The organism is Microbacterium sp. zg-Y818 (assembly GCF_030246905.1).
Lineage (GTDB): Bacteria > Actinomycetota > Actinomycetes > Actinomycetales > Microbacteriaceae > Microbacterium.
Window position 1 is genome coordinate 2,728,592 of the sequence record NZ_CP126741.1, and the last position, 24,578, is coordinate 2,753,169.

27 protein-coding genes are annotated in these 24,578 nt (G+C 70.3%); 12 read left to right on the forward strand and 15 right to left on the reverse strand.

What is annotated here, in order from left to right; genetic code table 11:
• The first annotated feature begins 34 nt into the window (after window positions 1–34).
• Entirely contained in the window at window positions 35–355 is a 321-nt protein-coding gene (locus QNO21_RS12930; RefSeq protein WP_257516771.1) for a DUF7882 family protein, read from the forward strand.
• 87 nt (window positions 356–442) lie between these two features.
• On the forward strand, window positions 443–637 hold the full coding sequence (locus tag QNO21_RS12935) for a hypothetical protein (RefSeq protein WP_257518238.1): 195 nt from the start codon (window positions 443–445) through the stop codon (window positions 635–637).
• A 119-nt stretch (window positions 638–756) separates the two neighbouring features.
• On the opposite strand, the gene QNO21_RS12940 is transcribed toward QNO21_RS12935, so the two are convergent.
• Entirely contained in the window at window positions 757–924 is a 168-nt protein-coding gene (locus QNO21_RS12940; RefSeq protein WP_257516773.1) for a hypothetical protein, read from the reverse strand.
• Window positions 925–1,083: 159 nt separating this feature from the next.
• On the opposite strand from QNO21_RS12940, the gene QNO21_RS12945 reads away from it, so the two are divergent.
• From QNO21_RS12945 to surE, 4 genes are all read left to right on the forward strand, one after another.
• Complete coding sequence (locus QNO21_RS12945) at window positions 1,084–1,287, forward strand: cold-shock protein (protein WP_191718937.1); 204 nt, start codon at window positions 1,084–1,086, stop codon at window positions 1,285–1,287.
• Window positions 1,288–1,496: 209 nt separating this feature from the next.
• Window positions 1,497–2,594 carry a fatty acid desaturase family protein gene (locus QNO21_RS12950; protein ID WP_257518397.1) on the forward strand — a complete coding sequence of 366 codons (1,098 nt, stop codon included), beginning with the start codon at window positions 1,497–1,499 and terminating at the stop codon, window positions 2,592–2,594.
• Between the two features lie 58 nt (window positions 2,595–2,652).
• Window positions 2,653–3,660 carry a 1-phosphofructokinase family hexose kinase gene (locus QNO21_RS12955; RefSeq protein ID WP_257518239.1) on the forward strand — a complete coding sequence of 336 codons (1,008 nt, stop codon included), beginning with the start codon at window positions 2,653–2,655 and terminating at the stop codon, window positions 3,658–3,660.
• On the forward strand, window positions 3,657–4,397 hold the full coding sequence (gene surE / locus QNO21_RS12960) for a 5'/3'-nucleotidase SurE (protein ID WP_257518240.1): 741 nt from the start codon (window positions 3,657–3,659) through the stop codon (window positions 4,395–4,397). The genes QNO21_RS12955 and surE overlap by 4 nt, the downstream gene beginning before the upstream one ends.
• A 2-nt stretch (window positions 4,398–4,399) precedes the next feature.
• On the opposite strand, the gene QNO21_RS12965 is transcribed toward surE, so the two are convergent.
• Together QNO21_RS12965 and QNO21_RS12970 are read right to left on the reverse strand one after the other, a co-directional pair.
• Window positions 4,400–4,933 (reverse strand): MarR family winged helix-turn-helix transcriptional regulator, encoded by a 534-nt coding sequence (locus tag QNO21_RS12965; RefSeq protein WP_257518241.1) that lies wholly within the window; start codon window positions 4,931–4,933, stop codon window positions 4,400–4,402.
• Between the two features lie 19 nt (window positions 4,934–4,952).
• Window positions 4,953–5,174, reverse strand: a complete 222-nt coding sequence (locus QNO21_RS12970) for a hypothetical protein (RefSeq protein ID WP_257518242.1) — start codon at window positions 5,172–5,174, stop codon at window positions 4,953–4,955.
• Between the two features lie 168 nt (window positions 5,175–5,342).
• On the opposite strand from QNO21_RS12970, the gene QNO21_RS12975 reads away from it, so the two are divergent.
• Window positions 5,343–5,690, forward strand: coding sequence for a DUF7882 family protein (locus QNO21_RS12975; RefSeq protein ID WP_257518243.1), 348 nt, complete (start codon window positions 5,343–5,345; stop codon window positions 5,688–5,690).
• A 17-nt stretch (window positions 5,691–5,707) separates the two neighbouring features.
• Here QNO21_RS12975 and QNO21_RS12980 read toward each other — a convergent pair whose 3' ends face one another.
• The 6 genes from QNO21_RS12980 to QNO21_RS13005 form a co-directional block, all read right to left on the reverse strand.
• Window positions 5,708–6,499: a DeoR/GlpR family DNA-binding transcription regulator gene (locus QNO21_RS12980; protein WP_257518244.1), complete on the reverse strand. Its 792-nt coding sequence runs from the start codon at window positions 6,497–6,499 to the stop codon at window positions 5,708–5,710.
• A complete protein-coding gene (locus QNO21_RS12985; RefSeq protein ID WP_257514452.1) occupies window positions 6,496–7,344 on the reverse strand; it encodes a class II fructose-bisphosphate aldolase in 849 nt (282 codons plus the stop codon). The genes QNO21_RS12980 and QNO21_RS12985 overlap by 4 nt, the downstream gene beginning before the upstream one ends.
• The gene (locus QNO21_RS12990) at window positions 7,341–8,303 is read right to left on the reverse strand and encodes a 1-phosphofructokinase family hexose kinase (RefSeq protein ID WP_257518245.1); all 963 of its coding nucleotides are present in this window, start codon (window positions 8,301–8,303) and stop codon (window positions 7,341–7,343) included. Before QNO21_RS12990 ends, QNO21_RS12985 begins: the two co-directional genes overlap by 4 nt.
• A complete protein-coding gene (locus QNO21_RS12995) occupies window positions 8,300–9,244 on the reverse strand; it encodes an ROK family protein (protein ID WP_257518246.1) in 945 nt (314 codons plus the stop codon). The genes QNO21_RS12990 and QNO21_RS12995 overlap by 4 nt, the downstream gene beginning before the upstream one ends.
• Entirely contained in the window at window positions 9,241–10,128 is an 888-nt protein-coding gene (locus QNO21_RS13000; protein WP_257518247.1) for an SIS domain-containing protein, read from the reverse strand. The genes QNO21_RS12995 and QNO21_RS13000 overlap by 4 nt, the downstream gene beginning before the upstream one ends.
• A gap of 136 nt (window positions 10,129–10,264) precedes the next feature.
• Window positions 10,265–11,290 carry a LacI family DNA-binding transcriptional regulator gene (locus QNO21_RS13005; protein ID WP_257518248.1) on the reverse strand — a complete coding sequence of 342 codons (1,026 nt, stop codon included), beginning with the start codon at window positions 11,288–11,290 and terminating at the stop codon, window positions 10,265–10,267.
• Between the two features lie 169 nt (window positions 11,291–11,459).
• On the opposite strand from QNO21_RS13005, the gene QNO21_RS13010 reads away from it, so the two are divergent.
• A complete protein-coding gene (locus tag QNO21_RS13010) occupies window positions 11,460–13,196 on the forward strand; it encodes a glycoside hydrolase family 35 protein (RefSeq protein ID WP_285178395.1) in 1,737 nt (578 codons plus the stop codon).
• Window positions 13,197–13,259: 63 nt separating this feature from the next.
• Here QNO21_RS13010 and QNO21_RS13015 read toward each other — a convergent pair whose 3' ends face one another.
• The 3 genes from QNO21_RS13015 to QNO21_RS13025 form a co-directional block, all read right to left on the reverse strand.
• Complete coding sequence (locus QNO21_RS13015) at window positions 13,260–14,159, reverse strand: carbohydrate ABC transporter permease (protein WP_257514446.1); 900 nt, start codon at window positions 14,157–14,159, stop codon at window positions 13,260–13,262.
• A complete protein-coding gene (locus QNO21_RS13020; RefSeq protein ID WP_257518250.1) occupies window positions 14,156–15,142 on the reverse strand; it encodes a carbohydrate ABC transporter permease in 987 nt (328 codons plus the stop codon). Before QNO21_RS13020 ends, QNO21_RS13015 begins: the two co-directional genes overlap by 4 nt.
• Window positions 15,143–15,227: 85 nt before the next feature.
• Complete coding sequence (locus QNO21_RS13025; RefSeq protein WP_285178396.1) at window positions 15,228–16,550, reverse strand: ABC transporter substrate-binding protein; 1,323 nt, start codon at window positions 16,548–16,550, stop codon at window positions 15,228–15,230.
• 207 nt (window positions 16,551–16,757) lie between these two features.
• Between QNO21_RS13025 and QNO21_RS13030 the strand changes: the two genes are divergently transcribed.
• Entirely contained in the window at window positions 16,758–18,284 is a 1,527-nt protein-coding gene (locus QNO21_RS13030; RefSeq protein ID WP_257518252.1) for a beta-N-acetylhexosaminidase, read from the forward strand.
• On the opposite strand, the gene QNO21_RS13035 is transcribed toward QNO21_RS13030, so the two are convergent.
• Window positions 18,281–18,679 carry a DUF7882 family protein gene (locus QNO21_RS13035; protein ID WP_257515465.1) on the reverse strand — a complete coding sequence of 133 codons (399 nt, stop codon included), beginning with the start codon at window positions 18,677–18,679 and terminating at the stop codon, window positions 18,281–18,283. The two genes, QNO21_RS13030 and QNO21_RS13035, sit on opposite strands and share 4 nt — an antisense overlap.
• 243 nt (window positions 18,680–18,922) lie before the next feature.
• The gene (locus QNO21_RS13040) at window positions 18,923–19,972 is read right to left on the reverse strand and encodes a YihY/virulence factor BrkB family protein (RefSeq protein WP_257515466.1); all 1,050 of its coding nucleotides are present in this window, start codon (window positions 19,970–19,972) and stop codon (window positions 18,923–18,925) included.
• Between the two features lie 232 nt (window positions 19,973–20,204).
• Between QNO21_RS13040 and QNO21_RS13045 the strand changes: the two genes are divergently transcribed.
• Window positions 20,205–21,410, forward strand: coding sequence for an NAD(P)/FAD-dependent oxidoreductase (locus tag QNO21_RS13045; protein ID WP_257518253.1), 1,206 nt, complete (start codon window positions 20,205–20,207; stop codon window positions 21,408–21,410).
• 8 nt (window positions 21,411–21,418) lie between these two features.
• On the opposite strand, the gene QNO21_RS13050 is transcribed toward QNO21_RS13045, so the two are convergent.
• Window positions 21,419–22,474, reverse strand: coding sequence for a helix-turn-helix domain-containing protein (locus QNO21_RS13050; RefSeq protein WP_257518254.1), 1,056 nt, complete (start codon window positions 22,472–22,474; stop codon window positions 21,419–21,421).
• 387 nt (window positions 22,475–22,861) lie between these two features.
• Between QNO21_RS13050 and QNO21_RS13055 the strand changes: the two genes are divergently transcribed.
• Both QNO21_RS13055 and QNO21_RS13060 read left to right on the forward strand, forming a co-directional pair.
• The gene (locus tag QNO21_RS13055; RefSeq protein WP_257518255.1) at window positions 22,862–23,620 is read left to right on the forward strand and encodes an EI24 domain-containing protein; all 759 of its coding nucleotides are present in this window, start codon (window positions 22,862–22,864) and stop codon (window positions 23,618–23,620) included.
• A 110-nt stretch (window positions 23,621–23,730) separates the two neighbouring features.
• The gene (locus QNO21_RS13060; RefSeq protein ID WP_257518256.1) at window positions 23,731–24,489 is read left to right on the forward strand and encodes a hypothetical protein; all 759 of its coding nucleotides are present in this window, start codon (window positions 23,731–23,733) and stop codon (window positions 24,487–24,489) included.
• The last annotated feature ends 89 nt before the right edge of the window (window positions 24,490–24,578 follow it).

Consider the following 24,578-nt stretch of genomic DNA (forward strand, 5'->3'; position numbering starts at 1 on the left):
GGTGCGCGGGTAACGACCCGTCTACGGTTGTCGTGTGGGAAAACTCGTCTACGGCAGCGGCAACCGGTCCTTCGACATCGAGGACCGGACGCTGGCCCACCTGCGGGTCGTGGTCATGAACAAGCTCCGCCGCGGAGAGCCGTTCATGTTCCACCACACCGAGCCGCACGTGACCTGCAGCGTCTGGATGCACCCGGCCGTTCCGATCGTCTTCCACTTCCACGGCAGCCGTCAGCCCGCGGTCAACCGCGAATGGGTCGAAGCGCTCATGCAGGAGGCCAGCAGCGCCAATGGGCTGAGGATCGTTCCGGAACCCGCTCCCGGCTCGCTGATCCCCACCGAATCGGCCGGCTGACGCACGCGCACCTCGGGCGGATACTGCAGCCGCTGCGCGATGTAAAGCCCTGAGCGCCGCTCGTCGAAGATGCTTACGGTGAGCGGTATGACCGCCGATGACATGACCGATGAACAGAAGCGCCGCGATCAGCTGCTCGCCGCACCCGACTCCGTCGAGTCCGATGCCGATCCGCGCATCGACGTGACTCGACGAGACGGGGTCACCCGCATCGACATCCGCGACGACGCCGCAGTGCGCCCCGGTGGGCCGGACCTCGACGAGGAGATCGACTCCCGCTGACGCCCGTGGCGCGAGGCACCCTCGAAGCCGTGCTAAGGTAGATCAACCCCGTTCGGGAACCGCGTGCCAAGTCCGCGTCATGAAGACGCCAGGCACCACACATGAAAGTTTTATTTTTGTCATCTGTCATTTGCTGCGACACTGTCGCGCAGCACCCGCTCGATTGGCGCCAAGCCGATCGCGATGTGCACGTCGCCACTTCCGGCGGCGAGTACGCCGGTTTCGCCGCGCGTGTGGCATCCGGCTTCACCGCTCACGGCCCCCTCGGCCAGGACCTCGGTTTTCACGCCACCATCGACAGCGCGCAGCGCGCCGTCGTAGAGTGGCGAGAGAGCCCGTCCCCCACGATCTCCGCGGGACACCCGCGGCTCACACGTCCGCGTCGCATACGTCGGCACGGCACCATCGGTCGCACTAGCGGCCCGAAAAGTAGAAGGAAAGACACGATGGCCACTGGCACCGTGAAATGGTTCAACTCCGAGAAGGGCTACGGCTTCATCGCACCCGATGACGGCTCTGCCGACCTGTTCGCGCACTACAGCGCGATCGCCGGCAACGGCTTCAAGGAGCTCCGCGAGACGCAGAAGGTCGAATACGACGCCGAGCAGGGCCCCAAGGGCATGCAGGCTGCGAACATCCGCGCACTCTGAGTTTCTCTCGAAGGCCGGTACGCCCATGGCGTGCCGGCCTTCGTGCATTCCACTGCCCTTATCACATTCCGCCAGCCGCATGGACCACCGCGTAGTGTGAAGCCCAGCAGGTGGCACACGCCGTCAGCCCACGCCAGGTCCGCGAGACCTCCGAGGAAGCAGGTGCTCCCATCTCCGCCACGACCACCGCCACCGCCCCCGCCTCCACCATGGGGCCCATCCGACAGACCTACGCAGGCACCAAGGAGTTCCCGCCCATCACGCGGGCGTACACCGAGGTCTCGCAGGCCGTGAAGGAAAAGGGCCTGTTGCAGCGCACCCGCGGCTTCTACGCGCTGGTCGGCCTGGCCATCCTGGCCGGCTTCGCGGGCTGCATCGTCGCTTTCTTCGCACTGGGTGACAGCTGGTGGCAGCTGCTGGTCGCCGCGGCATCCGGCATCCTCTTCACCCAGGTGGCCTTCCTCTCCCACGAAGCGGCGCATCGCCAGATCTTCGCTTCCGGACCTGCCAATGACCGCCTCGCACGCTTTCTCGGCCCGGCCGTCGTCGGCATGAGCGTCTCGTGGTGGGCAACCAAGCACACCCGCCACCACGCCAACCCGAACCGCGTGGGCAAGGACCCCGACATCGAGATCGACACGATCTCGTTCCTCGACGAAGACGCCGCGTCGGCGCGGGGCGTGCGCCGCCTCATCACCAAGCGTCAGGGCTGGCTGTTCTTCCCGCTGCTGACGTTCGAAGGCCTGAACCTCTACGCTCTGGCGTTCCGCCACCTGCTGTTCAACCGGGAGCCGATCAAGGGTCGGTTCCGCGAGATCGCACTGCTGCTGGTGCGGCACGCCGTGGTCTTCACGCCGATCTTCGTCTTCCTGCCGCTCGGCATGGCGATCGCCTTCTTCTTCGTGCAGGTCGCTGTCTTCGGCGTCTACATGGGCGCCTCGTTCGCGCCGAACCACAAGGGCATGCCCGTCATCGCCAAGGACGCGAAGCTGGACTTCTTCAGCAAGCAGGTGCGCACCTCGCGCAACATCCGCGGCGGCTGGTGGGCGACGTGGCTCATGGGTGGCCTCAACTATCAGATCGAGCACCACCTGTTCCCGAACATGCCGCGGCCGCACCTCGCCAAGGCGCGTCCGATCGTCATGAAGGCCTGTGAAGACCTCAACGTGCCCTACACCGAGACCAGCCTGATCAAGTCCTACGCCATCGTCATCGACTACCTCAACCGAGTGGGCCTCGCAGCGCGCGACCCGTTCGACTGCCCCATGGCGACGACCGCCCGTCGGGGACTCGGACCGGCCGCCTGAGGCGACACCGCCGACGGAGGGGGTGCGCCCGAGCGCACGGGGTCGTAACGTCGCCGACATGAGCGACGTCACGATCTTCTCCCCCTCCCCCATCCTCACCGTCACGGTGGAGGACCACCCGTCGGGGGACGAGATCCACGTCCACGCCGGCGGCCAGGGCGTCTGGCAGGCGCGGATGCTGCTGCGGCTCGGCCGCACCGTCTCCATGTGCTGCACCCTCACGGGTGAGACCGGCCGCGTGCTGCGGCGGCTGCTCGAGGACGAGGGAATCGTCGTCGTTCCGGTGCGCCGCGACGGGCGCGGTTCGGCCTATGTGCACGACCGCCGCGGCGGACAGCGCGTCGTGATCGCCGACGAAGGCGGTGACCCCCTCGGCCGCCACGAGCTCGACGAGCTGTACGGCGCCACGCTGGCGGAGGGCCTCGAGTCGCGCCTGGTGATCCTCAGCGGACCGGGTCGCGACGACATCCTCCCCGCCGACACCTACCGCCGGCTCGCTGCGGACCTGCGCGAAAGCGGGGCCGCGGTCGTGGTCGACCTGGCCGGACCACGCCTCGCGGCCGCCCTCGCCGGCGGAGTCGACGTGCTGAAGGTGAGCGACGAGGAACTGCTGGCCGACCGGTTGATCTCGGACAGGTCTGTAGGCGCTGTCAGAAGGGCCATGCGCCTCCTGCGCGAGCGCGGAGCGCGCACCGTCGTCGTCTCCCGCGCCGAGGAGCCCTTGCTGCTCTTGGACGAACGAGGCTTTCTCGAGGTGAGCACGCCGCGGCTGCAGGTGGCCGACGACCGCGGCGCGGGCGATTCCCTGACGGCAGGGCTGGCTGCGGGTATGGCCGGCGGCGAGCCCCCACGCGAAGCGGTGCGGCTGGGCGCGGCAGCCGGAGCGCTCAACGTCACGCGGCATGGGCTCGGCACCGGCGACCCGGCCGCGATCGCGGCCCTGCTCGAGACGGTGGTCGTGCGGGATGCCAGCGGGAGCGAAGAGGCCCTCCCCGAGCAGCCCGTCATGGGCCGGGTGAGCCCGGATGGTCTCGCAGCCCTGGCGGAGCCCGAGGATGGAAGATGACCCGGGCGCTCATCACCAACGACGACGGCATCGACGCTCCCGGCCTGCACGCGCTGGCACGCAGTGCCCGCGCTGCCGGCCTGGAGGTCACGGTCGCCGCGCCGGCCCGGCAATCCAGCGGCGCCAGTGCGTCGATCATGGCCGAAGACCGCGACGGGCGCATCGCGGTCGAGCGGCGCACGCTGGCGGGACTGGAGGACCTTCCCGCGTTCGCCGTGCACGGCGGCCCCGGGCTCATCGCGCTGATCGCCGCGCACGGCGCCTTCGGAGAGCCGCCAGAGGTCGTGCTCTCGGGCGTGAACCACGGTGCGAACGTCGGCCGGGCGGTCATTCACTCGGGCACGGTGGGAGCGGCTCTCACCGGCGGGCTGAACCGCGCCTGGGCCGTCGCTGTCTCACTCGACGTCGGCATGCGCCCGGTGGAGTTCCACTGGGACGTCGCCGCCGAGGCCGCGCTGAGCCTGCTTCCCGACCTGCTCGAGCGACCGCCCGGCACTGTGCTGAACGTCAACGCCCCGAACAGCGCGTCGAATCGCGGCATCCGGGAATCCTCCCTCGCTCCCTTCGGCATCGTGCAGACGACGCTGAGCGAGCGCGAAGAGCATCACATCCGCCTCGCGGTCGAGGACCTCCCCCATGCGCCGGAACCCGGCACGGATGCCGCGCACCTCGCAGACGGCTGGGTGACGGTCACCGGGCTGGAGTCTGTGACGGGCGTGCCACTAGGGCTGCGCTGACCTCAGCGCGCCGCGTCGACGGCCGCCAGGATCTCGGAGCGGTCGAGTTCGTCGAGACGATCGGCCAGGCGGCCGATGACAAGAGCGGCGATCTCAGCCTGCTCATCGGTCAGCGAGTCGATGACCTCGACGACCGCGGTGTGATGCGCGGCGTACGCCGCGTCGACGAGACGGACCGCCTCATCCGTGGGGACCAGGTAGTGCGCGCGCCGGTCACGCGGATGCTGCACGCGCTGGACGAGGCCCCGGGCGACCAGTCGGTCGACGACGTTGGTGATCGTCGCGCTGGAAGTCCGCAGCATGGCCAGCAGACTCTTCGGGCTGATGTCCCGCCCGTCGCGGTACGCCTGTACGAGGTACCGCAGCGCGGTGAGATCGACGCCTCCCAGGCCCGAGCGCTGGTGCGCGCGCTCCGCCTGCGCACGTTCGCCACGCCGCAGCCGCAGGATGGCGTTGCTCAGGACGCTCCCTGCAGGCGTCGCCGGCGGTTCGGCGTAGAGGTGCTCGTTCTCGTGCCGCACGACGGTCTGGGGCATGTCATCTCCCGGGGTCGGATTACCAGGCTTCGGAGGTGACCGCATCACGGGCGTCGCGGAGGGTGGCGAACCGTCCCACCTCGGCCCCCGTATCGTCACGGGCACTGAATTCACCCGAGTGCAGCCGCTCGACGGCACCCAGGTAACGACCATCCGTGTTCGCGACCCAGAACCCCGGCTCGACCTGGAACCAGGCGGCGCGCGCCTGCGTCGAGGGTGCTGCGTCGATGATCACGGACATGTCGTCTCTCCTCCAGTGTAACCCCGCGAGTGTGCGGCTCAGTCGATTACACACCATCTGTATTACATATCTACTGTAATTGACATCACCTGTCTCACTTCGCTATAGATGTATGACACGAAAGTGCGCCGCGCACACCCCGCGCGGCCAATGAGCGAAGGAGCAGAAGTGGGACTTCTTTACTACGGTGCGGACACCACGCCCACCGAAATCCCTGACCGTCTGCTGGCTCACGTCAAGGTGGTCATCGCGACAAAGCTGCGCCGCAACGAGAGCTTCACCCTCTCCTGGCGGCATCCCGAGAGCGCCGCCGGCGGCAGGACAACCCTGTGGATGCAGCCCTCCATCCCGCTGCGCTTCGTATTCGAGGACCCGGAACCCGAGACGCTCGACCCCGAGCTGCTGCGCGACCTCGCCAACAGAGCGAACTCCTCGGCCGGCGTCTCGCTGTCCTGGGAGGAAGAACCCGCGCCCGAGGCCGCCGTGGTGGCGTTGCGACAGCCTGTCGCCGCCTGACCCGCGCCGAGTGAGTATCAGTCGGCGGCGACGATGACGTCGTAGCCCCGGTCCGCGAGCCGGGCTCGCTGCTCCGCGCTCGCGTCGCCGTCGGTGATGACCGTGTCGAAGAGCCGCTCCGGCCCCACCACCGCGAACACGCGCTTGTCGAGCTTGGCGGAGTCCACCACCAGCACGGCCCGCTCGGCGCGACGGGCCATCGCCGCGTTGACGGCGGCCTCGCGCTCATCATGGGTGGTTGCTCCATGATCGGGATGCAGCGCGTTCGCACCGATGAACGCGAGGTCGAGATTGATCCGCGCGAGGGTCTCTTCGGCGTGGGGCCCGACCAGCTCGTACGACCGGGGGTGCAGCACGCCGCCGACCACGACCGTCTTGATCTGCGGGCGCAGCGCGAGCTGCATGGCGATGTTGACGGCGTTGGTGACGACGGTGAGACCGGGATCGTCGGCATGCGCCATGACATCGCCGCGGGACATCAACTCGTCCGCGATCGCTGTGGCGGTCGTGCCGCCGGAAAGCCCCACGATCGCGCCACGGGGAACGAGCGCACTGGCCGCGCGCGCGATGGCACGCTTGGCGTCGCGCCGCTGCTGGTTCTTGTAGCGCACCGGCAGGTCGTAGGCGACCGAGTGCGACACGGCGCCGCCGCGCGTGCGGCCGAGCAGCTGCTGCTCAGCGAGCGCGTCGAGATCCCGGCGGGCGGTGGCCGGAGAGACGCCCAGCCGCTCGACGATGTCCTCGACCTGAAGCCGCCCGGATTCCGCGAGCAGGTCGAGGATCGCGCTCAGCCGCTCGGCTCTGTTCACCCGACCCTCCGTGGCGCGGCGAACAGCTCCAGCAGGCGTGTCGCCTCGACCACCACGGCGGACCTCCCAGCATCGATGTACCGGCGCGAGTCTACGACGCTGGGGTACTCGTCGAGGTGCGCGCGCACGGCGCGGGTGAAGAACGCATTGAGGTGCGTGGACACGTTGATCTTCGTGAGCCCGGCTTCGATGCCCGCAAGGATCGTGTCGTCGGGGACGCCGGACGATCCGTGCAGCACGAGCGGCACCGGCACGGCGTCGCGCAGCCGCGAGATGAGGTCGATGTCCAGCACGGCGGTGCGCTCGGCCATCGCGTGCGAAGAGCCCACCGCCACCGCCAGCGCCCCCACCCCCGTCTCGGCGACGAAGGCCGCCGCCTCGGCGGGATCCGTACGCACACCGGGGGCGTGCGCACCGTCCTTTCCGCCGATCTCGCCGAGCTCGGCCTCGACCAGCACCCCGGCGGCGTCCCCGGCGGCGACGACCCGTCGTGTGGTCGCCACGTTGGCGGAGAACTCGAGCTTCGCACCGTCGTACATCACCGAGGTGAAGCCGAGGCCGATGGCGCGCAGCGCCAGGTCGGCATCCTCCGCATGGTCCAGGTGCACCGCGACGCGGGCGCTCGACGCCGCGGCAAGGGCGAGCGTGGCCGCCGCGAGGGGTTCGAGTGCGCCGTGATAGCGCAGGCAGTTCTCGGACAGCTGCAAGATGACAGGCAGGCCGGACTCCTCTGCGGCGCGCACCAGCGCCTCCGCCGTCTCGAGGTGGATGACGTTGAAGGCACCGCTGCCGGTGCCGGCGGCGCGCGCCTCGTCGAGGATCGTGCGGGTGGAGGTCAGCGTCATGTCAGGTCCCTGATGTCTGTGTCGAAGATCACGTCGGTCGCCAGCTGATCGCGCTCGGGCGAGAGCTCGCCGGCCAGCGGCATGAGCACCGCCGAAGCAGACCAGGCGACGGCCGCACGCGCGAGTTCGACGAGCTCGGCGTGAGAGAAGTCGGTTGGGCGGGTGCCGCGCCCGGCGAGCACGGCGGCGATCGCGGCGACGGCGGCATCGCCGGCGCCCGTGGCGTTGCCGCGCAGTCGGCGCGGCAGCCGGGCGCGCAGCACCGCCTGCGGGTCGGCGCCGCCGACGAGCAGCATGCCGTCGGCGCCGAGCGACACGACGACGAGCCCGGCGCCACGGTCCCGCAGCATCCGGGCGCCCGCCACCACTCCTGTCGATCCGGTCGTCTCGCGCAGCTCCGCCGCGTTCGGCTTGACCACGTGCGCCCCCGCCTCTGCCGCCGCCAGCAGCGCCGGGCCCGTGACGTCGGCGATGGTCGTCCCTCTGGATGCCGCGATGTCCGCCACGAGCGCGCGGACGTTGCCCGCGTCGATCCCGGGCGGCAGGCTGCCGGAGATCACCGTGACATCGGCGCGCGTCGCGAGGGTGCGGGCGCCGGCGAACAGCGCGGCAGACTCGTCGGCGGCCAGCGCCGCTCCCACCTCGTTGAGCAGGGTCGTCTCCCCGGTCGCGTCGTCCACCGCCGCGATGCTGCGGCGCGTGGCGGCGGCGACGGGGATCAGCCGATGCGGGATGCCGGCGGCGCGCAGGTCCGCGGCGAGGATCTCACCGCTGTGGCCGCCCGCCGTGGTCAGCGCGAACGCGTCGAGACCGGCGCCGGTGAGGACACGGGCGACGTTGATGCCCTTGCCGCCGGCGCGCTGCGCTCCCGTCGGTACGCGATGGGAGTCGCCGGGAACGAGTCGTTGGACCCGCCATGTGCAGTCCAGCGCCGGGTTGGGGGTGACCGTGAGGATCATGGCGCGGGCGCCGACACGTGCTGCCGCGCACGGTGCGCGGTGCCGATCAGGCCGGCATCCTCGCCGAGCGTCGCGCGCACGAGCAGCGGACGACGCTGGAAGGTCAGCAGCTCGTCCAGTCGCGCCTGCAGCGGGGCGAACAGGTCGTCGCCGGCCTCGGCCAGACCGCCGCCCACCACGACGACGCCCGGAGCAAGCAGCGTCACCAGCCGTGCGATCTCCCGCGCGAGCGCGTCGACCGCGTCGGTCCAGACAGCACGGGCGTTCTCATCGCCGGCGTGCAGCGCCGCGAGCACGTCCCGGGCGCCCTGCACGGGCCGCCCGGCGAGCCGCCCGAATCGACGGGCGATGGCGCCGGCCGACGCCACGGTCTCGAGGCAGCCGACCGCGCCGCACGGGCAGCGCTCCCCCGCGGGGTCAGTGACGACGTGGCCGATCTCGCCGGCGTAGCCGCCGCCGACGATGGGGGCGCCGTCGACGATGAGCGCCGAGGCGATGCCCGTGCCGATGACGATGACGGCGGCGTCGCGGTGACCACGGGCGGCGCCCCAGATCTGCTCGGCGACGCCGGCGGCGCGCACATCGTGCCCGAAGGCCACGGGGAGCGACAGGGCCTGTTCTGCAAGCGCCCGCAACGGTGCCTCCCGCCAGCCGAGGTTGCCCGAGAAGATGCCGACTCCCGTCTGCTCGTCCACGAGGCCGGGGACGCTCAGTCCCGCGGCCTGCGGGACCAGCTCGGGATGGACGCCGCGGTGCGCCTCGGCCAGCGTCGCGAGGTGGGCGGCGATGGCGCCGGCCGGGTCTGCAGCCGAGCGCGGAGTCGGGGTACGGCGGAGATCGCGCACGCGGCCCGCCGCGTCCACCAGGGCCGACTTGGTCGTCGTGCCCCCCACATCGAAAGCCAGGACGACGGCGCCGTCGCCGAGCACGCCCTCGTTCATGCGTCGAGGATGACCGACCGCGTCAGGTTCCGCGGCTCGTCGGGGTTCAGTCCGCGGGACAGGGCACGGGCGAGCGCGACGCGCTGGGCACGGACGAGGTCGGCCATGGGGTCCACCCCGCTCTGCTCGAAGCGAGCGCCGGTGCGGGCGACGTCGTCGGCGAGGCCGGCGGGCATGTCGCCGAAAGCCCACGTGACCCGTCCCGGCGCCGCGATGGAGATCGGGCCGTGGCGGTATTCCATGGCCGGGTAGGACTCGGTCCACGACTGCGACGCCTCGCGCATCTTCAACGCCGCCTCGTGCGCGAGCCCGATGGCCCATCCGCCGGCAACGAAGGTGTACTGCTCGGCGGCGACGAGGTCGGGGTCGAGCTCCTCCGCGATGGCCCGCTCGGCATCGGCGATCGCCGGCGCCAGGTCTTCGCCGAGCGAGGCACGGAACAGGGCGAGGGCCGTCGTCGCGAAACGCGTCTGCACGACCGAGACCTCGTCGGCGAAGGGCAGCGTGACGGCGGCATCCAGCAGGCCGATCAGGGGAGACGTCTCATCGCCGACGACGCCGATGACGGGGGTGCGCCCCTTCACCCGCTCGGCCAGCTGCAGCACCTCGGTCGTGGTCCCCGAGCGCGTCAGTGCGACGATGGCGTCGTAGTCGCGGTCGGGCATCTCGGATGCCGCGAACGCGTCGGTGACCCCCGCGCCGCTGCGCTCGCGCAACGTGGCGTAGGCCTGGGCGATGAACCAGGACGTGCCGCAGCCGACGACTGCCACACGCGCTCCTCGCTGCGGAAGCACATCGGTGGTGCGCGCCAGTTCGGCAGCGCGCGCCCAGGTCTCGGGCTGCGAGCGCAGCTCGTTCTCCATGTGGGTGGACGTGGTGATCATGCTGCGCCTCTTCCTCCCCGCGAACACTGATCAGTCTTTGATCGATTCTGATTGTTCGTGCGGGCTTTTCGTCAGTCTAGTGCGCGCAAGCGCCATCACGGAACGTGCGCTCTCCGGTGACGCGAAGGGTCAGACGTCAGCCGGCGGCGACGGGCGCGGCGGTGGAGGACCGCACGATGAGCTCGGGCTCGAGCCGGGCGACGGTCGGCGGCTCGCCGCCTTCGATGAGCGCGATCACGCGGGCGGCGGCGGTGCGCCCGACCCGCTCGAACGGCTGGCGGACGGTCGTGAGGGCGGGGGTCGCGTAGGCGGCCAGTGCGATGTCGTCCACGCTGGTCACCGAGACGTCACCGGGAACCGCACGGCCGGCCTCGTGCAGGGCGCGCATGAGACCGAAGGCCATCTCGTCGCTAGAGACGAAGACCGCGGTGACGTCGGGGATCGCGGCGATCGTGCGACCGGCGCGGTAGCCCGACTCGGGCGACCAATCCCCGGGGATCACCGGGGGCGCAGCGATTCCGCGTTCGCGCAGCACCTGCTCCCATTCCTCGCGGCGGGCCACCGACTCCTGCCAGAACTCATCACCGGAGACGTGCCACACCGTCGCGTGACCCAGGTCCAGCAGGTGCTCCGTGGCCGCGCGCGCGATCGCCCGCTGGTCGATGAGTGCGTCGTCGCCCAGGCCCTCGTCCTGGCGATGCCCGACGGTGGGGGTGCGGGTGGTGCGATTGCCGAGGGCGTCGGCGAGGAAGCCGACGGGAGCCAGCAGCACGATGCCTTCGGCACCCTGACGCTCCAGCCGGTCGAAGGCTTCGACGAAGGCTCCGGGGCGGGAATGATGCGGCACGCTCGCGCTGGTCACGGCGTAGCCCTGTTCGGCGGCGACCGCCTCGACGCCGAGCAGGATGGCGCTCGTGGAGTAGCGCGCGGTGGAGACGGTGATGACGCCGAGCATGCGCGTACGGCCGGAGGCGAGGGATGCCGCGGCGGCGTGCAGCCGGTATCCGGTCGCGTCGACCGCGGCCATGACGCGCTGCGCCGTCTCGGGGCGGACGTTGGACTGGCCGCCGATCACCCGAGACACGGTCTGCGTGGACACCCCGGCGACGCGCGCCACGTCGACCTGACTGGGGGCTCTGTCCCCGGAGGATCGGCGCGGCATCCACTCATCGTAGTGAGCAGCGAGGATAACGAGCCAACGTGACGCGAAATAGGGCAGGATGTTAGGTGATGTGAACGCAAACATCACGGCAGCTCGGATCGACGGGCCCCGAAATCCGAGAGGAAGCCTGCGGATGGATCCGATGACAACGACGAGGTCGCAGACCTCAGTGGCGGCGCTCACATACTCGGACAGCACCCTGCTGCGCAACGGCCGGCCGCACCGCATGCTCGCCGGGGCCGTGCATTACTTCCGCGTGCACCCGCAGCAGTGGGAGGACCGCCTGCGACGGCTCGCGGCGATGGGCGCGAACACCGTCGACACCTACATCCCGTGGAACTTCCACGAGGAGATCGAGGGCTCGCCCCGCTTCGACGGATGGCGCGACATCGAACGGTATCTGCGCATCGCGGCGGAGGTGGGCCTGGACGTCTACCTGCGGCCGAGCCCGTACATCTGCGCCGAGTGGTCCAACGGCGGCCTGCCCGCGTGGCTCACCGGACGCATCCGTCACGTCCGCAGCAGCGACCCTGGATACCTGCGGGCCGTCGAGGAGTGGTACTCCCATCTCCTCCCCCGCCTCGCCCCGCTGCAGGCGGCGTACGGCGGACCCATCGTCGCGGTGCAGGTTGAGAACGAGTACGGCTCGTTCGGCTCCGACAGCGCGTACCTCGAGCACCAGCGGGATCTGCTGCGGGCGCACGGGATCGTCGAGCTGCTCACCACCGCCGACGGAATCACGCCCGACATGCAGCATCACGGCTCCGTGGACGGCGCCATGCCGAGCTTCACCTTCGGAACCGGCGTCGACACCGCCCAGAGCCTCCTCCCCGCCGCCACACCGCTGCTGTGCAGCGAGCTGTGGGGCGGCTGGTTCGACCATTGGGGCGAGCGTCACCACGTGCGCAGCGCGGCGAGCATGATCGGCACCGTCGACGCCCTGCTGGATGCCGGCGGCTCGGTGAGCCTGTACATGGCGCACGGCGGCACCAACTTCGGCCTGTGGGCCGGGGCGAACTGGGACGGCGCGCTGCAGCCGACGATCACGAGCTACGACTCCGACGCCCCCATCGCCGAGGACGGCCGGCTGGGTGACAAGTTCGCCGCCCTCCGGGCTTCTTTCGCCCCCTTCCATGACGGCCCGCTTCCCGAGGTCCCCGCCGAGCCGGTGTTCCTGCCGCGCCAGACGGTGGCCTTCACCGGCGAAGGCGGCCTCGCCGACGCGCTGAGCTCCCTCCCCGCCGGCGAGGTGCGGTCCAACCCGGCCACCTTCGAGGAGCTGGGCGTGGCGGACGGCATCGTCGCCTACCAGACCCGGGTGCACATCGGCGCCGAGACGACGCTGTCGATCAGGGGCCTGCACGACCGCGCAGCGGTGCTGCTGGACGGCGAGCGCATCGCCACGCTCGAGCGCGACGGCACCACGAGCGTCGTCATCGAGGGCCGCGCCGGCGACCACGAGCTGACCCTCGTGGTGGAGAGCCTCGGCCGCATCAACTACGGGCCGCACATCGGCGAGCACAAGGGCATCGTCGGCGGCGTGCTGCTCGGCCGCCGTTACGTGCACGGCTGGACGCACCGCGTCGTGCCGCTGGACGGCTCGCTCACGGGTCGGGGCGGCGACGCACCCGCCGACGGCTTCGCCGTGGCATCCGTGGACGTGGAGACGCCGGCGGATGCCTGGCTCGCAGTGCCCGGCGGCAGCAAGGGACTCATCTGGGTCAACGGCTTCCTCATCGGCCGCTACTGGAGCGTCGGCCCGCAGGAGACCTTCTACGCCCCCGCGCCGCTCTGGCGGTCCGGACGCAACGAGGTGCGGGTCGTGGACCTGGAGCAGCTGCCCACGATCCTCGAGATCCGCGACGTGCCGTCGCTGGGCGAGGCCGAGGAGTTCATCGGCTCCTGACCCCCGCCCCACCGCAAAGGACCCCCGGCGCCGCAGCGCCGGGGGTCCTTTCTCGTGCGGTGATCAGCCCTTGACGGCCCCGGCCGCCAGGCCCGAGCGCAGGTAGCGCTGCAGCGTGAAGAACAGCACGATCAGCGGCACCACACCCAGCAGGGCGCCGAGCATGACCGCGCCCTTGTCCGGGGAGAAGTAGCTCATCATGCCGAACAGCCCCAGCGTTACCGGCTTGAGCTCCTGCGACGAGACCATCAGGAGGGGCAGCAGGAAGTTGTTCCACGTGGCGACGAACACGAACAGGAAGATGGTCACCATGGCAGGCGCGAGCAGGCGCATCACGATGGTGAAGAAGATGCGGATCTCCCCCGCTCCATCGATGCGCGCCGCCTCGAGCAGCTCCGTCGGCACCGACTGGGCGTACACCATGCCCAGGAACACGCCGAAGGGCGACACCGCGGACGGGATGATGATCGCCCACACCGTGTCGACCAGGCCCAGCGCGTGGAACTCCAGATACAGCGGCACCGTCAGCAGCGCGACCGGCATGAGCAGGCCCGCCATGATGGCACCCACCGCGATCTTCTTGCCCGGGAAGGAGAACTTGGCGATGGCATAGCCCGCCATCACCGCGAAGAGCGTTCCGATGACGCCTGCCGTCACCGAGTAGAAGATCGAGTTGCCGACCCACCGCCAGAACATGCCCTGGGTCCAGGACATGAGGCTGTCGTAGTTGGCGCCGAGGTTCCATTCGGCGAACCAGAATCCGAAGGTCGACGTCAGGTCGCGGTTGTTCTTCGTGGCGGCGATGAGCAGCCAGTACACCGGGCCGAGGAAGTAGATCGCGGCGACGACCAGGACGGTGATGCCGGCGATCTTGCCGCGCAGCGTGGGCAGCGCGTTCTTGGGGGGAAGGTCGACCTCGACCTCGCGGGCGCGCCGTCTGCCGGTGCGGATCGCGGTGGTCATGAGTTTCCTCCCTTACGGCGCTGCAGCAGCGCGTAGACGATGGCCAGCACGCCGGCGATGACGGCCATGAGCAGCGAGTAGGCCGATGCGATCCCCGTGCCCGAGGGCGAGGCCGCCCCGAGCAGCGAGTTGTAGGTGAGCATCATCGGCGTGTAGCCCTTGCCCATCCACGGGTTCTGGCTCTCCATCACGGTGGGCTCGTTGAAGAGCTGGATGGTGCCGATGATCGACAGCAGCACCGCCAGCAGCGCGGCTCCGCGCACCAGGGGCACCTTGATCTTGACCGCGATCTGCCAGCTGCTCGCGCCGTCGATGCGCGCCGCCTCGTAGAGCTCCCGCGGCGCGGCCTGCAGTGCGGCGAGGAAGATGAGCATGTTGTAGCCGGTGTAGGTCCAGGTCGTCATGTTCCCCATCGAGAACAGGATCGTCTCCGGCGCCATGAAGTCCGTCCCCTCGGGGAGGTACGGCATGAACGGCGACACCTCGGGCGTGTAGAGATACAGCCACATCATCGCGGCGATCACACCCGGGATGGCGTAGGGGAGGAAGAAGGCGAGGCGGAAGAAGCCGGGGCGGCGGACGATGAACGAGTCCAGGAGCAGTGCGAGCCCCAGAGCGGCGATCGTCATCACCGGGATCTGGACGAGGCCGTAGAGCACGACGCGGCCCATGCCGGCCCAGAACGTCTGGTTGGCGATGGCTATGGCGAAGTTGTCGAAGCCCACGAAGGTCTCTACGAGCTCCCCGCCGCCGTACAGGCCCTCGCCCGACGGGACTTCGGAGAACATCGATGCGCGGATCGACACGACGATCGGCACGACGAAGACGACGACGAAGAGGATCGCGAAGGGGGCGAGGAACAGCCACCCGGTCACGGCCTCGCGCCGGCTGCCGCCGCGTCGGCCCCGCTCCTTTCGCGTCGGCGGGGTCGCGCGGACCTTCGCTGCCGCTGCGGCCACGGTGGGCGGGGTGGTCAGTGTCATCTCATCGTCTTTCCAGTGCAGGAGCCGGCGGAGTGCACGGGGCGTCCATGCGCTCCGCCGGCTCAGCGGTTGTCAGCGAGGTGCGTCAGTCCGCGACAGGCAGACCCAGGTCCTTCAGCGCCGCGACCGCGTCGGTCTGGCCGGTCGTGAAGATGTCCGCGACGGTGGCTCCGCCCGACGCGACGGCCGAGGCGGTCTCGTTCATGGTGGTGAGCGAGGCGAATCCGGGGGCGTAGACGAACTCGGGGTTCATGCGAGCGGATGCCGTGGCGAGCTCGGCCAGCACGTCCTGGCCGCCGAACTGACGCAGCATCTTCTCGCTGGTCTCCGGGGTGCCGTTGGCGGCGACGACGAGGCCCTGCGACGCGAGGTCGTCGATCTGCGTGTTGAACCAGCCGTTGAAGGCCATGGCCTCGGCCGGGTGCTCGCAGCCCGAGAGCACGGCGACGCCGGAGCCACCGTCGGGGCCCGAGAGCTCGCCTGCTCCGAAGTCGGGCAGCTGGGCGACGCGCCACTGACCCTCGGCCGGCGTGCCGTCGAGCGAGTCGAGCATGAAGCCCGCCTCCCACGCCGCGCCGATGTGGCCGATCAGGGTGCTGTTGTTGACGGCCTGCGTGAAGCCTTCGCCCCAGCGCTCGGTGACCAGGGCGTCCTGCCCGTCGATCAGTCCCTGCCAGAAGGCCGCGACCTTCTGGCTTCCGGCGCCCTCGACGTCGACGCTCCACGCGTCGCCCGAGGTGTCGAACCAGGCGTCACCGGCCGCGGCGGACTGGGCCGACAGCCAGTTGAGACCCTCGTCGGGCGTGAAGGCGGCGAGGTACTTGCCCACGTCGGCGGCGACGGCAGCGCTGGCCGAGAGCTCCTCGATCGTGGTCGGGACCGTGAGGCCGAGGTTCTCGAGCTCTGCCTGGTTGTAGTAGTACACGAGGGGGCCGGTGTCCTGCGGCAGACCCACGACCGCGTCGCCGACGGTCATCATCGCGTACGCACCGGCGCCGAAGTCGTCCTTGTAGTCCCCCGCGTGCTCTGCGACGTCTTCGAGCAGGCCCTTGACGAACAGCTGCGGCACCTCGGAGTACCCGACCTGTGCCAGGCAGGGGCCGTTGCCCGCCTTGACGTCGGTCTCGAGCTTCAGGATCAGGTCGCTGGCAGCACCGTCGAACTTGGTGGCGCTGACCTGGATGCCGGGGTTCTCGGCGTTCCAGCGCTCGACGATGTCGGCGACGGCGGTCATGCCCTCACCGTCGGGGAGGCGATGGATGTAGCTGAGCTCCACCACGTCGTCGGACGAGCCCGCCGTCGTGCCGGTGCCGGCGCCGCCGCTGCTGCAGGCGGCGAGTGCGACGGCGGACAGAGCCGCCAGTGCTGTGACGGCGACGGGACGTCCGGCGCGGAACTTCGATGTCATGTGATCGCTCCCCTTCGAGGATGCCGCACCGATGTCGAGCGGCGTTGCTTCCATCGGCGGCAGCTGCGAGATCATGCATTCGCCATCTCCGTCGATGAGATGGATGTTTGCGTTCACACTACCCCCACTCCGCCTATGATCAAGTCACGGGTCGATTTCATCGACAGCCGTTGCTCACCGCGAACACTGGCCGCTACAGGAGTGAAGATGCTCACCCTCGTCCCCCGCCCCCGCACGCTGCGCACGTCGCCGGACGAGGAGGCGCTCACCCTCGGCACGACGCCGGGCATCGCGGCCGCGGGAGCGGCTCGACCGGTGGCCGAGCTGCTGGCGGCATCCCTCCGCAGCCGGGGCGCGGTGCCCTCCGTCGCGGACGCGGACGATGCGGCGATCATCACGCTCGAGCTGACCGGGCCCGATGGCTCCCGCGGCGCTTCGGGCGACGACACCGCGGACGAGTCGTACACCCTCGACATCACCTCCGACGCGGTCACCGTTTCGGCGCCCGAGCCGGCGGGACTCTTCCGCGGCACGCAGACGCTGCTGCAGCTGCTGCCGGTCGATCTGACGGGCTCCGCTCAGCTGCCCGTGCTGCACGTCGACGATGCCCCCCGCTTCGGGTACCGGGGCGTGATGCTCGACGTGGTGCGCCACTTCTTCCCCGTGGCGGATGTCCTGCGGTTCATCGACGCCCTCGCGCTGCTGAAGATCAACGCGCTGCACCTGCACCTCACCGACGACCAGGGCTGGCGCCTGCACATCGACTCCTGGCCGGATCTCACCGCCGTCGGCGCCCGCGGCGCCGTGGGAGACGCGCCGGGCGGCTTCTACACGCAGGACGACCTGCGCCGCATCATCGCCTACGCGGCCGAGCGCTTCATCACCGTGGTCCCCGAGATCGACCTGCCCGGGCACACCAATGCCGCGCTCCACGCCTACGCGGAGCTCAACGCCGACGGCGTCGCCCGCGAGGCGTACCACGGCATCGAAGTGGGGTTCTCGTCGCTCTCCGCCTCGCCCGAGCGCGCCGAGGCGACCGACCGGTTCCTGCGGGACGTGCTCGGCGAAGTCGCCGCGCTCACGCCCGGTCCGTGGTTGCACGTCGGAGGCGACGAATCCTGGTCGACATCGCCCGAGGACTATCGCGATCTCGTCCGGCGCATCACGTCCGCCGCCGCGGGCACGGGCAAGCGCGTCATCGGCTGGCACGAGATCGGGTCGTGCGACGACCTCCCCGCCGGCACGATCGCGCAGTACTGGAGCTACCTGCAGCCGGTGTCACCGGCGGCGGAGCAGGTGCGTTCCGTGGTCGCCCGCGGCGGGCAGGTGATCATGTCGCCGGCCGACGTCGCGTATCTCGACATCCGCTACCCCGAGGACATCCCCACTCCCGGCGGCTACGCGCTCGGCCTGGACTGGGCCGATGGGCCGACGTCCTTCGACGCCGCGTATGCGTGGGAGCCCACGGCCATCGTGGACGGCATCGCGGAATCCGACATCCTCGGCGTGGAGTCGCCCCTGTGGACCGAGACGGCGCTCACCATCGCCGACGTCGAGCACCTCGGGTTCCCCCGTGCCGCCGCGCTGGCCGAGATCGGCTGGTCGGCTGCCGGCGACCGCCATCCGGTCGAGTTCGCCGGTCGCGTCGCGATGCTCGGACCGGTATGGGATGCCGCCGGGGTCCGGTACGCGCGACTGGGCGCCGTGCCCTGGCCCGGCGCGGACCCGGCCTAGCGGGCTGCGCCGGCGCCGTCGGAGACCAGGTCGCCGGCACGCAGCCGCGGGCGCGGCCGACGGCCGGGGACGAGGTGCTGCGTGGCGTCGGGTCCCGGAGTGTGCAGCGGCGGCAGCGTCAGGGCGCCCGTGCGGGAGACCTCGTGGGCGAGGTCGCGGATGCGCTGCGGGTCGAGCGCGCAGGGTTCCGCGGAATCGAACAGGAAACGCAGCGGGATGCTCGGCGAGATCCACAGCGTCGTGCGTCCGGCAGGACTCTGCGCGTCGTGCCGCCAGGCGACGGTGAAGCTCTCGCTGCGGCGCAGCTTGGTCGTCATCACGACCTTTAGATGCGCCAGCAGCACATCCTCGATGTGGACGGGCGAATCGGCGGATCCGTAAAACAACATGCCCATGGCGCTCTCCTAAACGTTGCACACCAGGTCGCGGAGAGTCTTCAAAGAGGGCGATTCGACAAGCGATTCGGGGTGCTGGTGTGACGGCGACTGAGCGGCGTCTGCGGGACCTGTCTTCTCACAGTACGGCCGCGGTGACGCTCCGGGGCCGTTTGGGGCTGACCTCGAGGTGAGGACTCTCTCATCCAGGCACCGCCGGTCGCGGCGACCCAGGAGGGACCGCAGGAGGTCTGCCCCTATCGCCTACCCGTCGCCCTCGTGCTCCAGGCGGATACGGCGCCCCTCGGCGACGTCTTCGCGCTCCTTCTCGGCACGCTTGTCGCTCTTACGGGTGTCGCGCGCGGGCAGCTGGATGTTCTCCTCCGCCGCGATGCCACCCTGAAGCTGTCGGCCGCGTTCGAGCTCGGCGTCGAACTCCGCTCCGAAGAGAAGGGCGAGGTTGGCGATCCACAGCCACAGCAGAAAGACGATGACTCCGGCCAGCGACCCGTAGGTGCGGTCGTAGTTGGAGAAGTTCGAGACGTAGAGGCCGAACCCGAGCGTCCCCAGCGCCAGCACGACGATGGCCAGGAGCGCACCCATGCTGACCCAGCGGAACTTGGGCTGCTTCGCGTTCGGGGTGGCGTAGTACAGCACCGCGACGAGGAAGACCACGATCAGCAGCAGCACCGGCCACTTGGCGATGTCCCATGCCAGGCGCACGCCCTCACCCAGGCCGAGCGCACTGCCCACCGCGTCGGCGACGTCGCCGGAGAGCACCAGCCCGATCGCGACCAGCGCCAACGAGACGACGGCGATGATGGTCACCACGAGCTGCATGGGGCGGAGCTTCCAGAAGGGCCGCCCCTCTTCGATCTCGTAGATGCGGTTCATGGCCCGGCTGAACGCTCCCACGTACCCCGACGCCGACCACAGCGCCACCAGGATGCCGATGATCAGCGCCAGGCCGGCACCCGGTGCCTCGGACAGCTGCTCGACGGGGCCACGCAAGGCGTCGGCGGTGTCGCCAGGGGCCACGTCCTCGACGATGCCCAGCACAGCGTCGGCCGCGGCACCGCTCTGCCCGACGACGCCGAGCAGCGAGAAGATGGCGATGAGCGCCGGGAAGATCGCGAGCACCGCGTAGTAGGTCAGTCCCGCCGCGGCATCCACGCAGCCGTCGGCGGTGAACTCGCGGATGGTCTTGCCGAGCACGTACTTCCAGGAGCGCTTGCTGATCTCGGTCGGCTTGTCGGGCTTGTCCGCCTGGTCGGGGTGTGGCGCGTCGGTGCGGGTGTTCTGGTGCTGGCTCACTGTTGCCGTCCTTCCATCGTGCGGGGCGCCCGGGGGCGAGGCCCGACCAGCAGTATCGGCATGAGCGGCGCTGCCGGGCAGGTGGTTGCCAAGGCCGGAGGCGTGTGCTTGCCCGCGCGCCACATCATCGTCTCGCTCGCGTATTCGTCGATGCCGACAGCCCGTCTAGGCGATCGGGCCGCGCCGGGCAAGCCCGTTGTCCAGTCGGAGCCGGCAGGGGTTACTGGGGGGCATGACCTCAGCATCACGCAAAGCCCGCGCAGGTCATCGGGTCGTCGTCATCGGCGGAGGCAATGCCGGCCTCAGCGTCGCGGGGCGGCTGCGCCGAGCCGGCGTGCGCGACGTCACCGTCATCGAACCACGGGAGACGCACATCTTCGCGCCGCTGCAGTCGCACATCGCCGGTGGTCGGGCGCGGGTGGCCGACGCGGTGCGGCCGCAGGCGAAGGTGACGCCCCGGGGGGTGCGGTGGGTGCAGGATGCCGCCACCGCCATCGACACCGCGCGGCAGACGGTGCAGGTCGCCGGCGGCGCGGAGCTGCCCTACGACGATCTCGTGATCTGCCCCGGCATCCGCATGCTCTGGGACGCCGTCCCCGGGCTCGCCGAAGCCATGCGCACCGAGGCCGGGGTATCGAACTACGATCTGGAGCTCGCGCGCAAGGCGTCGCCGGCGCTGCGGGACCTGACCGGCGGCACGGTGGTCTTCGTGCAGTCTCCGAGCCCGGCATCCTGCGCCGCCGCGGCGCAAAAGCCCATGTACCTCGCCTGCGACTGGTGGCGTGCTCGCGGAGTGCTCGACGATGTCCGCGTGGTCTTCGCCACCCCCGAGCCCGAGCTCTTCCACGTCGCCGAGGTCGACGCCGAGCTGCGGCGGAAGGTCGCCGAGTACGGCATCGAGGTGCGGCGGGCGACCGATCTTTCGAGCGTGGATGCCACCGCACGCACCGTGACCCTCGCGCACGGCGGCCGGGAAGAGGTACTGGGCTACGACCTGCTGCACGCGGAGCCGCCGCAGGGGCCGCCGGCCTGGCTGCAGACCTCGGGACTCACCGACGCCCGCGGATACGTGGACATCGATCCCGAGACGCTACGCTCGCGCCGAGTGCCGACCGTGTGGTCACTGGGCGATGCCGCCGAGACGCAGACGCCCCGTTCGGGCGGAGCGATCCGCACCCAGAGCACCGTGCTGGTCGACAACCTGCTCGCCGCGCTCGAGGGACGGCCGCTGCCTGCCCGGTACGACGGCTACTCGGTGTGCCCCTTCACCGTCTCGCGCGACACCGTGGTGTTCGCGGAGTTCGACCGCGACGGTGACCCGGAGCCGACCCTGCCCTGGTGGAAGGGGTCGATGCGGGAAAGCCGCCTGACGTGGATCCTCGACCGCTACGTGCTGCCCTGGGTCTACTGGAACCTCATCGTCAAGGGTCGCGCGTAAGGCGGACCTCAGCTCGCGCCGGAGGTGTCGGGGCGCCCGGAGACGAGGCGTCCGAGGCCTTGGATCGCGTGATCGGGTCGCCCGGCCAGATGGCGCACGAGAAGCGGCAGAAGGGCGAGCGCGATGAACCCCGAGATCAGCTTGTCCATCAGCGACGTGATGATGTTCGACGAGAACACCGCACCCCAGAACTGGTGCCCGATGGCCACGAGGTTGCCCGACAGCGTTTGGGCGCCGGCGTTGATCGAGAACCCGCCGTAAACGAACATGATCAGCAGCGTCGCCACGAGCGTGCAGCACACGCCGACGAGCAGGCTGAGCACGAGGACGCGCGAGGGGGAGCGCCCCATTCGCCACTGCCGCACGCCGTATCCCCAGACCAGAGCGCCGACGATGTTGACGACGGTGAACGGGATTCCCACGAGGGTCCATTCGAAGAGCGCGAACAGCCCGTGCGTGAGAATCGCGACGGCGACGCCGTACCAGGGACCCAGCGCGACCGAGACGATCGCGGTGCCCACCATGTCGAGATACAGCGGCAGCGCGAGTGTGCGGACGAAGATCGATCCCGCCATGTTGGCGGCGACCCCCAGCGCGACGATGATCGTGCCGGCCAGCAGGAACGAACGGACGACGGGACGGGACGCGACAGGCGGGATCGCGGCTTCGTCTCTCGGGGCCGGGACGGGTTGGGCGGGGGCGGGGGCCGGTTCGGGAGGACTGGTGGGGACGGCTGGGGTGGCTGGGCCGACCTCTTCGGCACGGGCACGCACGCAGTAATCCCGCCAGTACGCCGCCCGCTCGGCATCCTCACCCAGAACGGTCGCGATGTCCGCCACCAGCCGTGCGTTGATGCGGCGCCGGCCGGCACGGAAGGCATCGTAGACGGTGGAGCGTCCGACGTAGGCGGCGGCCTCGCTCATTCCGCGGGCCTCCCGCAGCCGGCGCACCCGCTCCGCGATCTGCGCGTAGCTGACGTCGCCGGCCGTGAGCCTGAGCAGCTGGAAGTCCGCGACGAAGCGGTCCATGAGGCTCCCCGATGGGAGCTGGTCGTTCGTGTGCACTCGCCCCTCCCCAGAGCTCGCGGGCGACGGCCGGCTGCTGAGGAGCATAGCGCGCGGACGCAGGACCCTCGGCTGCGGAGATCGTGGTTCCGGGACCGTCCGGGAACGTCCGGGAACCGCTGCCGGCGCCGTCCGGTTGACCACACGGCGGTAAATTGGCATTCACTCACCCGCCACCCGACGGGGCCCGACAGCGTCGGCGCACCGACAGGGAGAAGAGACACCCAGGGGGACCGGCGGTCTCGCGGGAGGAGCAGGTGGTCGGGGTGCACCCCGACGAAGCTGTGGCGCTGGGGGGCGCTGTTCCGGCTTCAGTCGAGGGTCAGGCACCCCGGCCACCCCACTTCGGCGTCGGTGTGGAGTCCACGACCTCTACGCTGAAGGGCTATGCGCGAACTGACTCGGGGCCTGGGCGATCTGGCCCGCGGCTTCGGCCTGTGGCGTCGGCGGCCCGGCCTGATGGCGTGGGGGCTCGTGCCCGCCGCCATCGTGGGGGCGCTGTTCCTCGCGGGCCTGGTGACCCTGGCATTCTTCCTGCCGTCGATCGCCGAGGCGCTCACTCCCTTCGCCGACGGGTGGCCGGCGGTGTGGACCACGGTTGTGCGCTTCGCTGCGGGCACGGCGGTGTTCGCGGCGGCGCTGGTGGTCGTCGCGGTGTCGTTCACGGCCCTCACCCTGATCGTCGGCGAGCCGTTCTACGACCGCATCTGGCGGGCTGTCGAGTCAGAGACCGGCAGCGAGGGGCTGGACGCGCCATACGGATTCTGGCGGTCCGCCGCCGATTCACTGGCCCTCATCGCCCGCGGTCTCGGGATCGCCGTCCTCGCGGCGCTCGGCGGGCTCGTCCCGCTGATCGGAGGACCCCTGGGGGCCGCAACCGGCATCGTCCTCACCGGGTGGCTGCTCGCCGACGAACTGACGGCGCGGGCGCTGGCGGCCCGCGGCATCGACCGACGCTCGCGGCGGCGCCTGCTGCGCACGCAACGAGGTCGCGCGCTCGGATTCGGCATCGCCACGCAGCTGTGCTTCCTGGTGCCGCTCGGGGCGGTGGCGGTCATGCCCGCGGCCGTGGCGGGCTCCACGATGCTCGCCCAGTCCCTGCTCAGCGGCACGGCGAGCCGTCCGGCATCCGATACCGCACGCTGAGCGGCACACGCAAGGGCAGATCTCCCCATCGGGGCCTGCGGCCCGGTCACGCTACGGTGGCGCTGATCCCGCGACACGGATGCCGCGGCGGAAACCCGGGGGAAGACGACATGAGTACCGAGACAACCGCGACCGCTCAGTCCGCTGCCGGCTCGACCGGCCAGCCGAACACGCCGAAGAAGAAGGTGCCCTGGTGGGTGTGGGCACTCATCGGCTTCGTGGCCCTGGCGCTGGTGATCGGCGTCATCTGGTTCGTGAGCCAGGACGACGACGATGCCGACGATGCCGGCGATGCCGGCGTCGGCCCTGCCCCGGCGGCCGTGGAAGAGGCTCCGGAGGAGGATGCCGCCGACTCCGCCGTGGAGCGTGAGGAGTTCGCCGGTACCGGCGACATGGTGATCCCGGTCGCCGTCGCCGGCGCCGCCATCGTGTCGTTCACGTGCGAGGACTGCACCAGCAACGTCCTCGTGACGTCCGACGCCGAGGAAGGGATGCTGGTGAACAACATCGGCGCCTACACCGGCTCGCGTCTGGTGAACATGGAGGAGGGATCCGCAGTGACGGAGATCACCGTCGAGGCCGACGGCACCTGGGAGCTCGTCGTGGACGATGTCGAGAACGCACCGAGCTTCGACGGCGCCGTGACTGGCACGGGCGACCAGGCGTTCTGGATGACCGGCGAGTTCGAGTCGGTGGCCTTCGTCAACGGCGACCAGCGAGGCAACCACGCCGTTTGGGCCTACCGCAACGGAATGACCAATCCCCTCATCCTCAACGGCATTGGGTCCGCCGATGAGACGGCCGAGATGACGGGGCCCGCCCTCGTGCAGGTGTCGTCCAAGGCCGAATGGACACTGACGCCGCAGTAACCCGCCGACACGATCACCCGCGCTCAGCGGCATCCGCTTCGGTGGATAGGGCATCGCGCAGCTGGGCGCGGGTGGTCACCGCCGGCTGA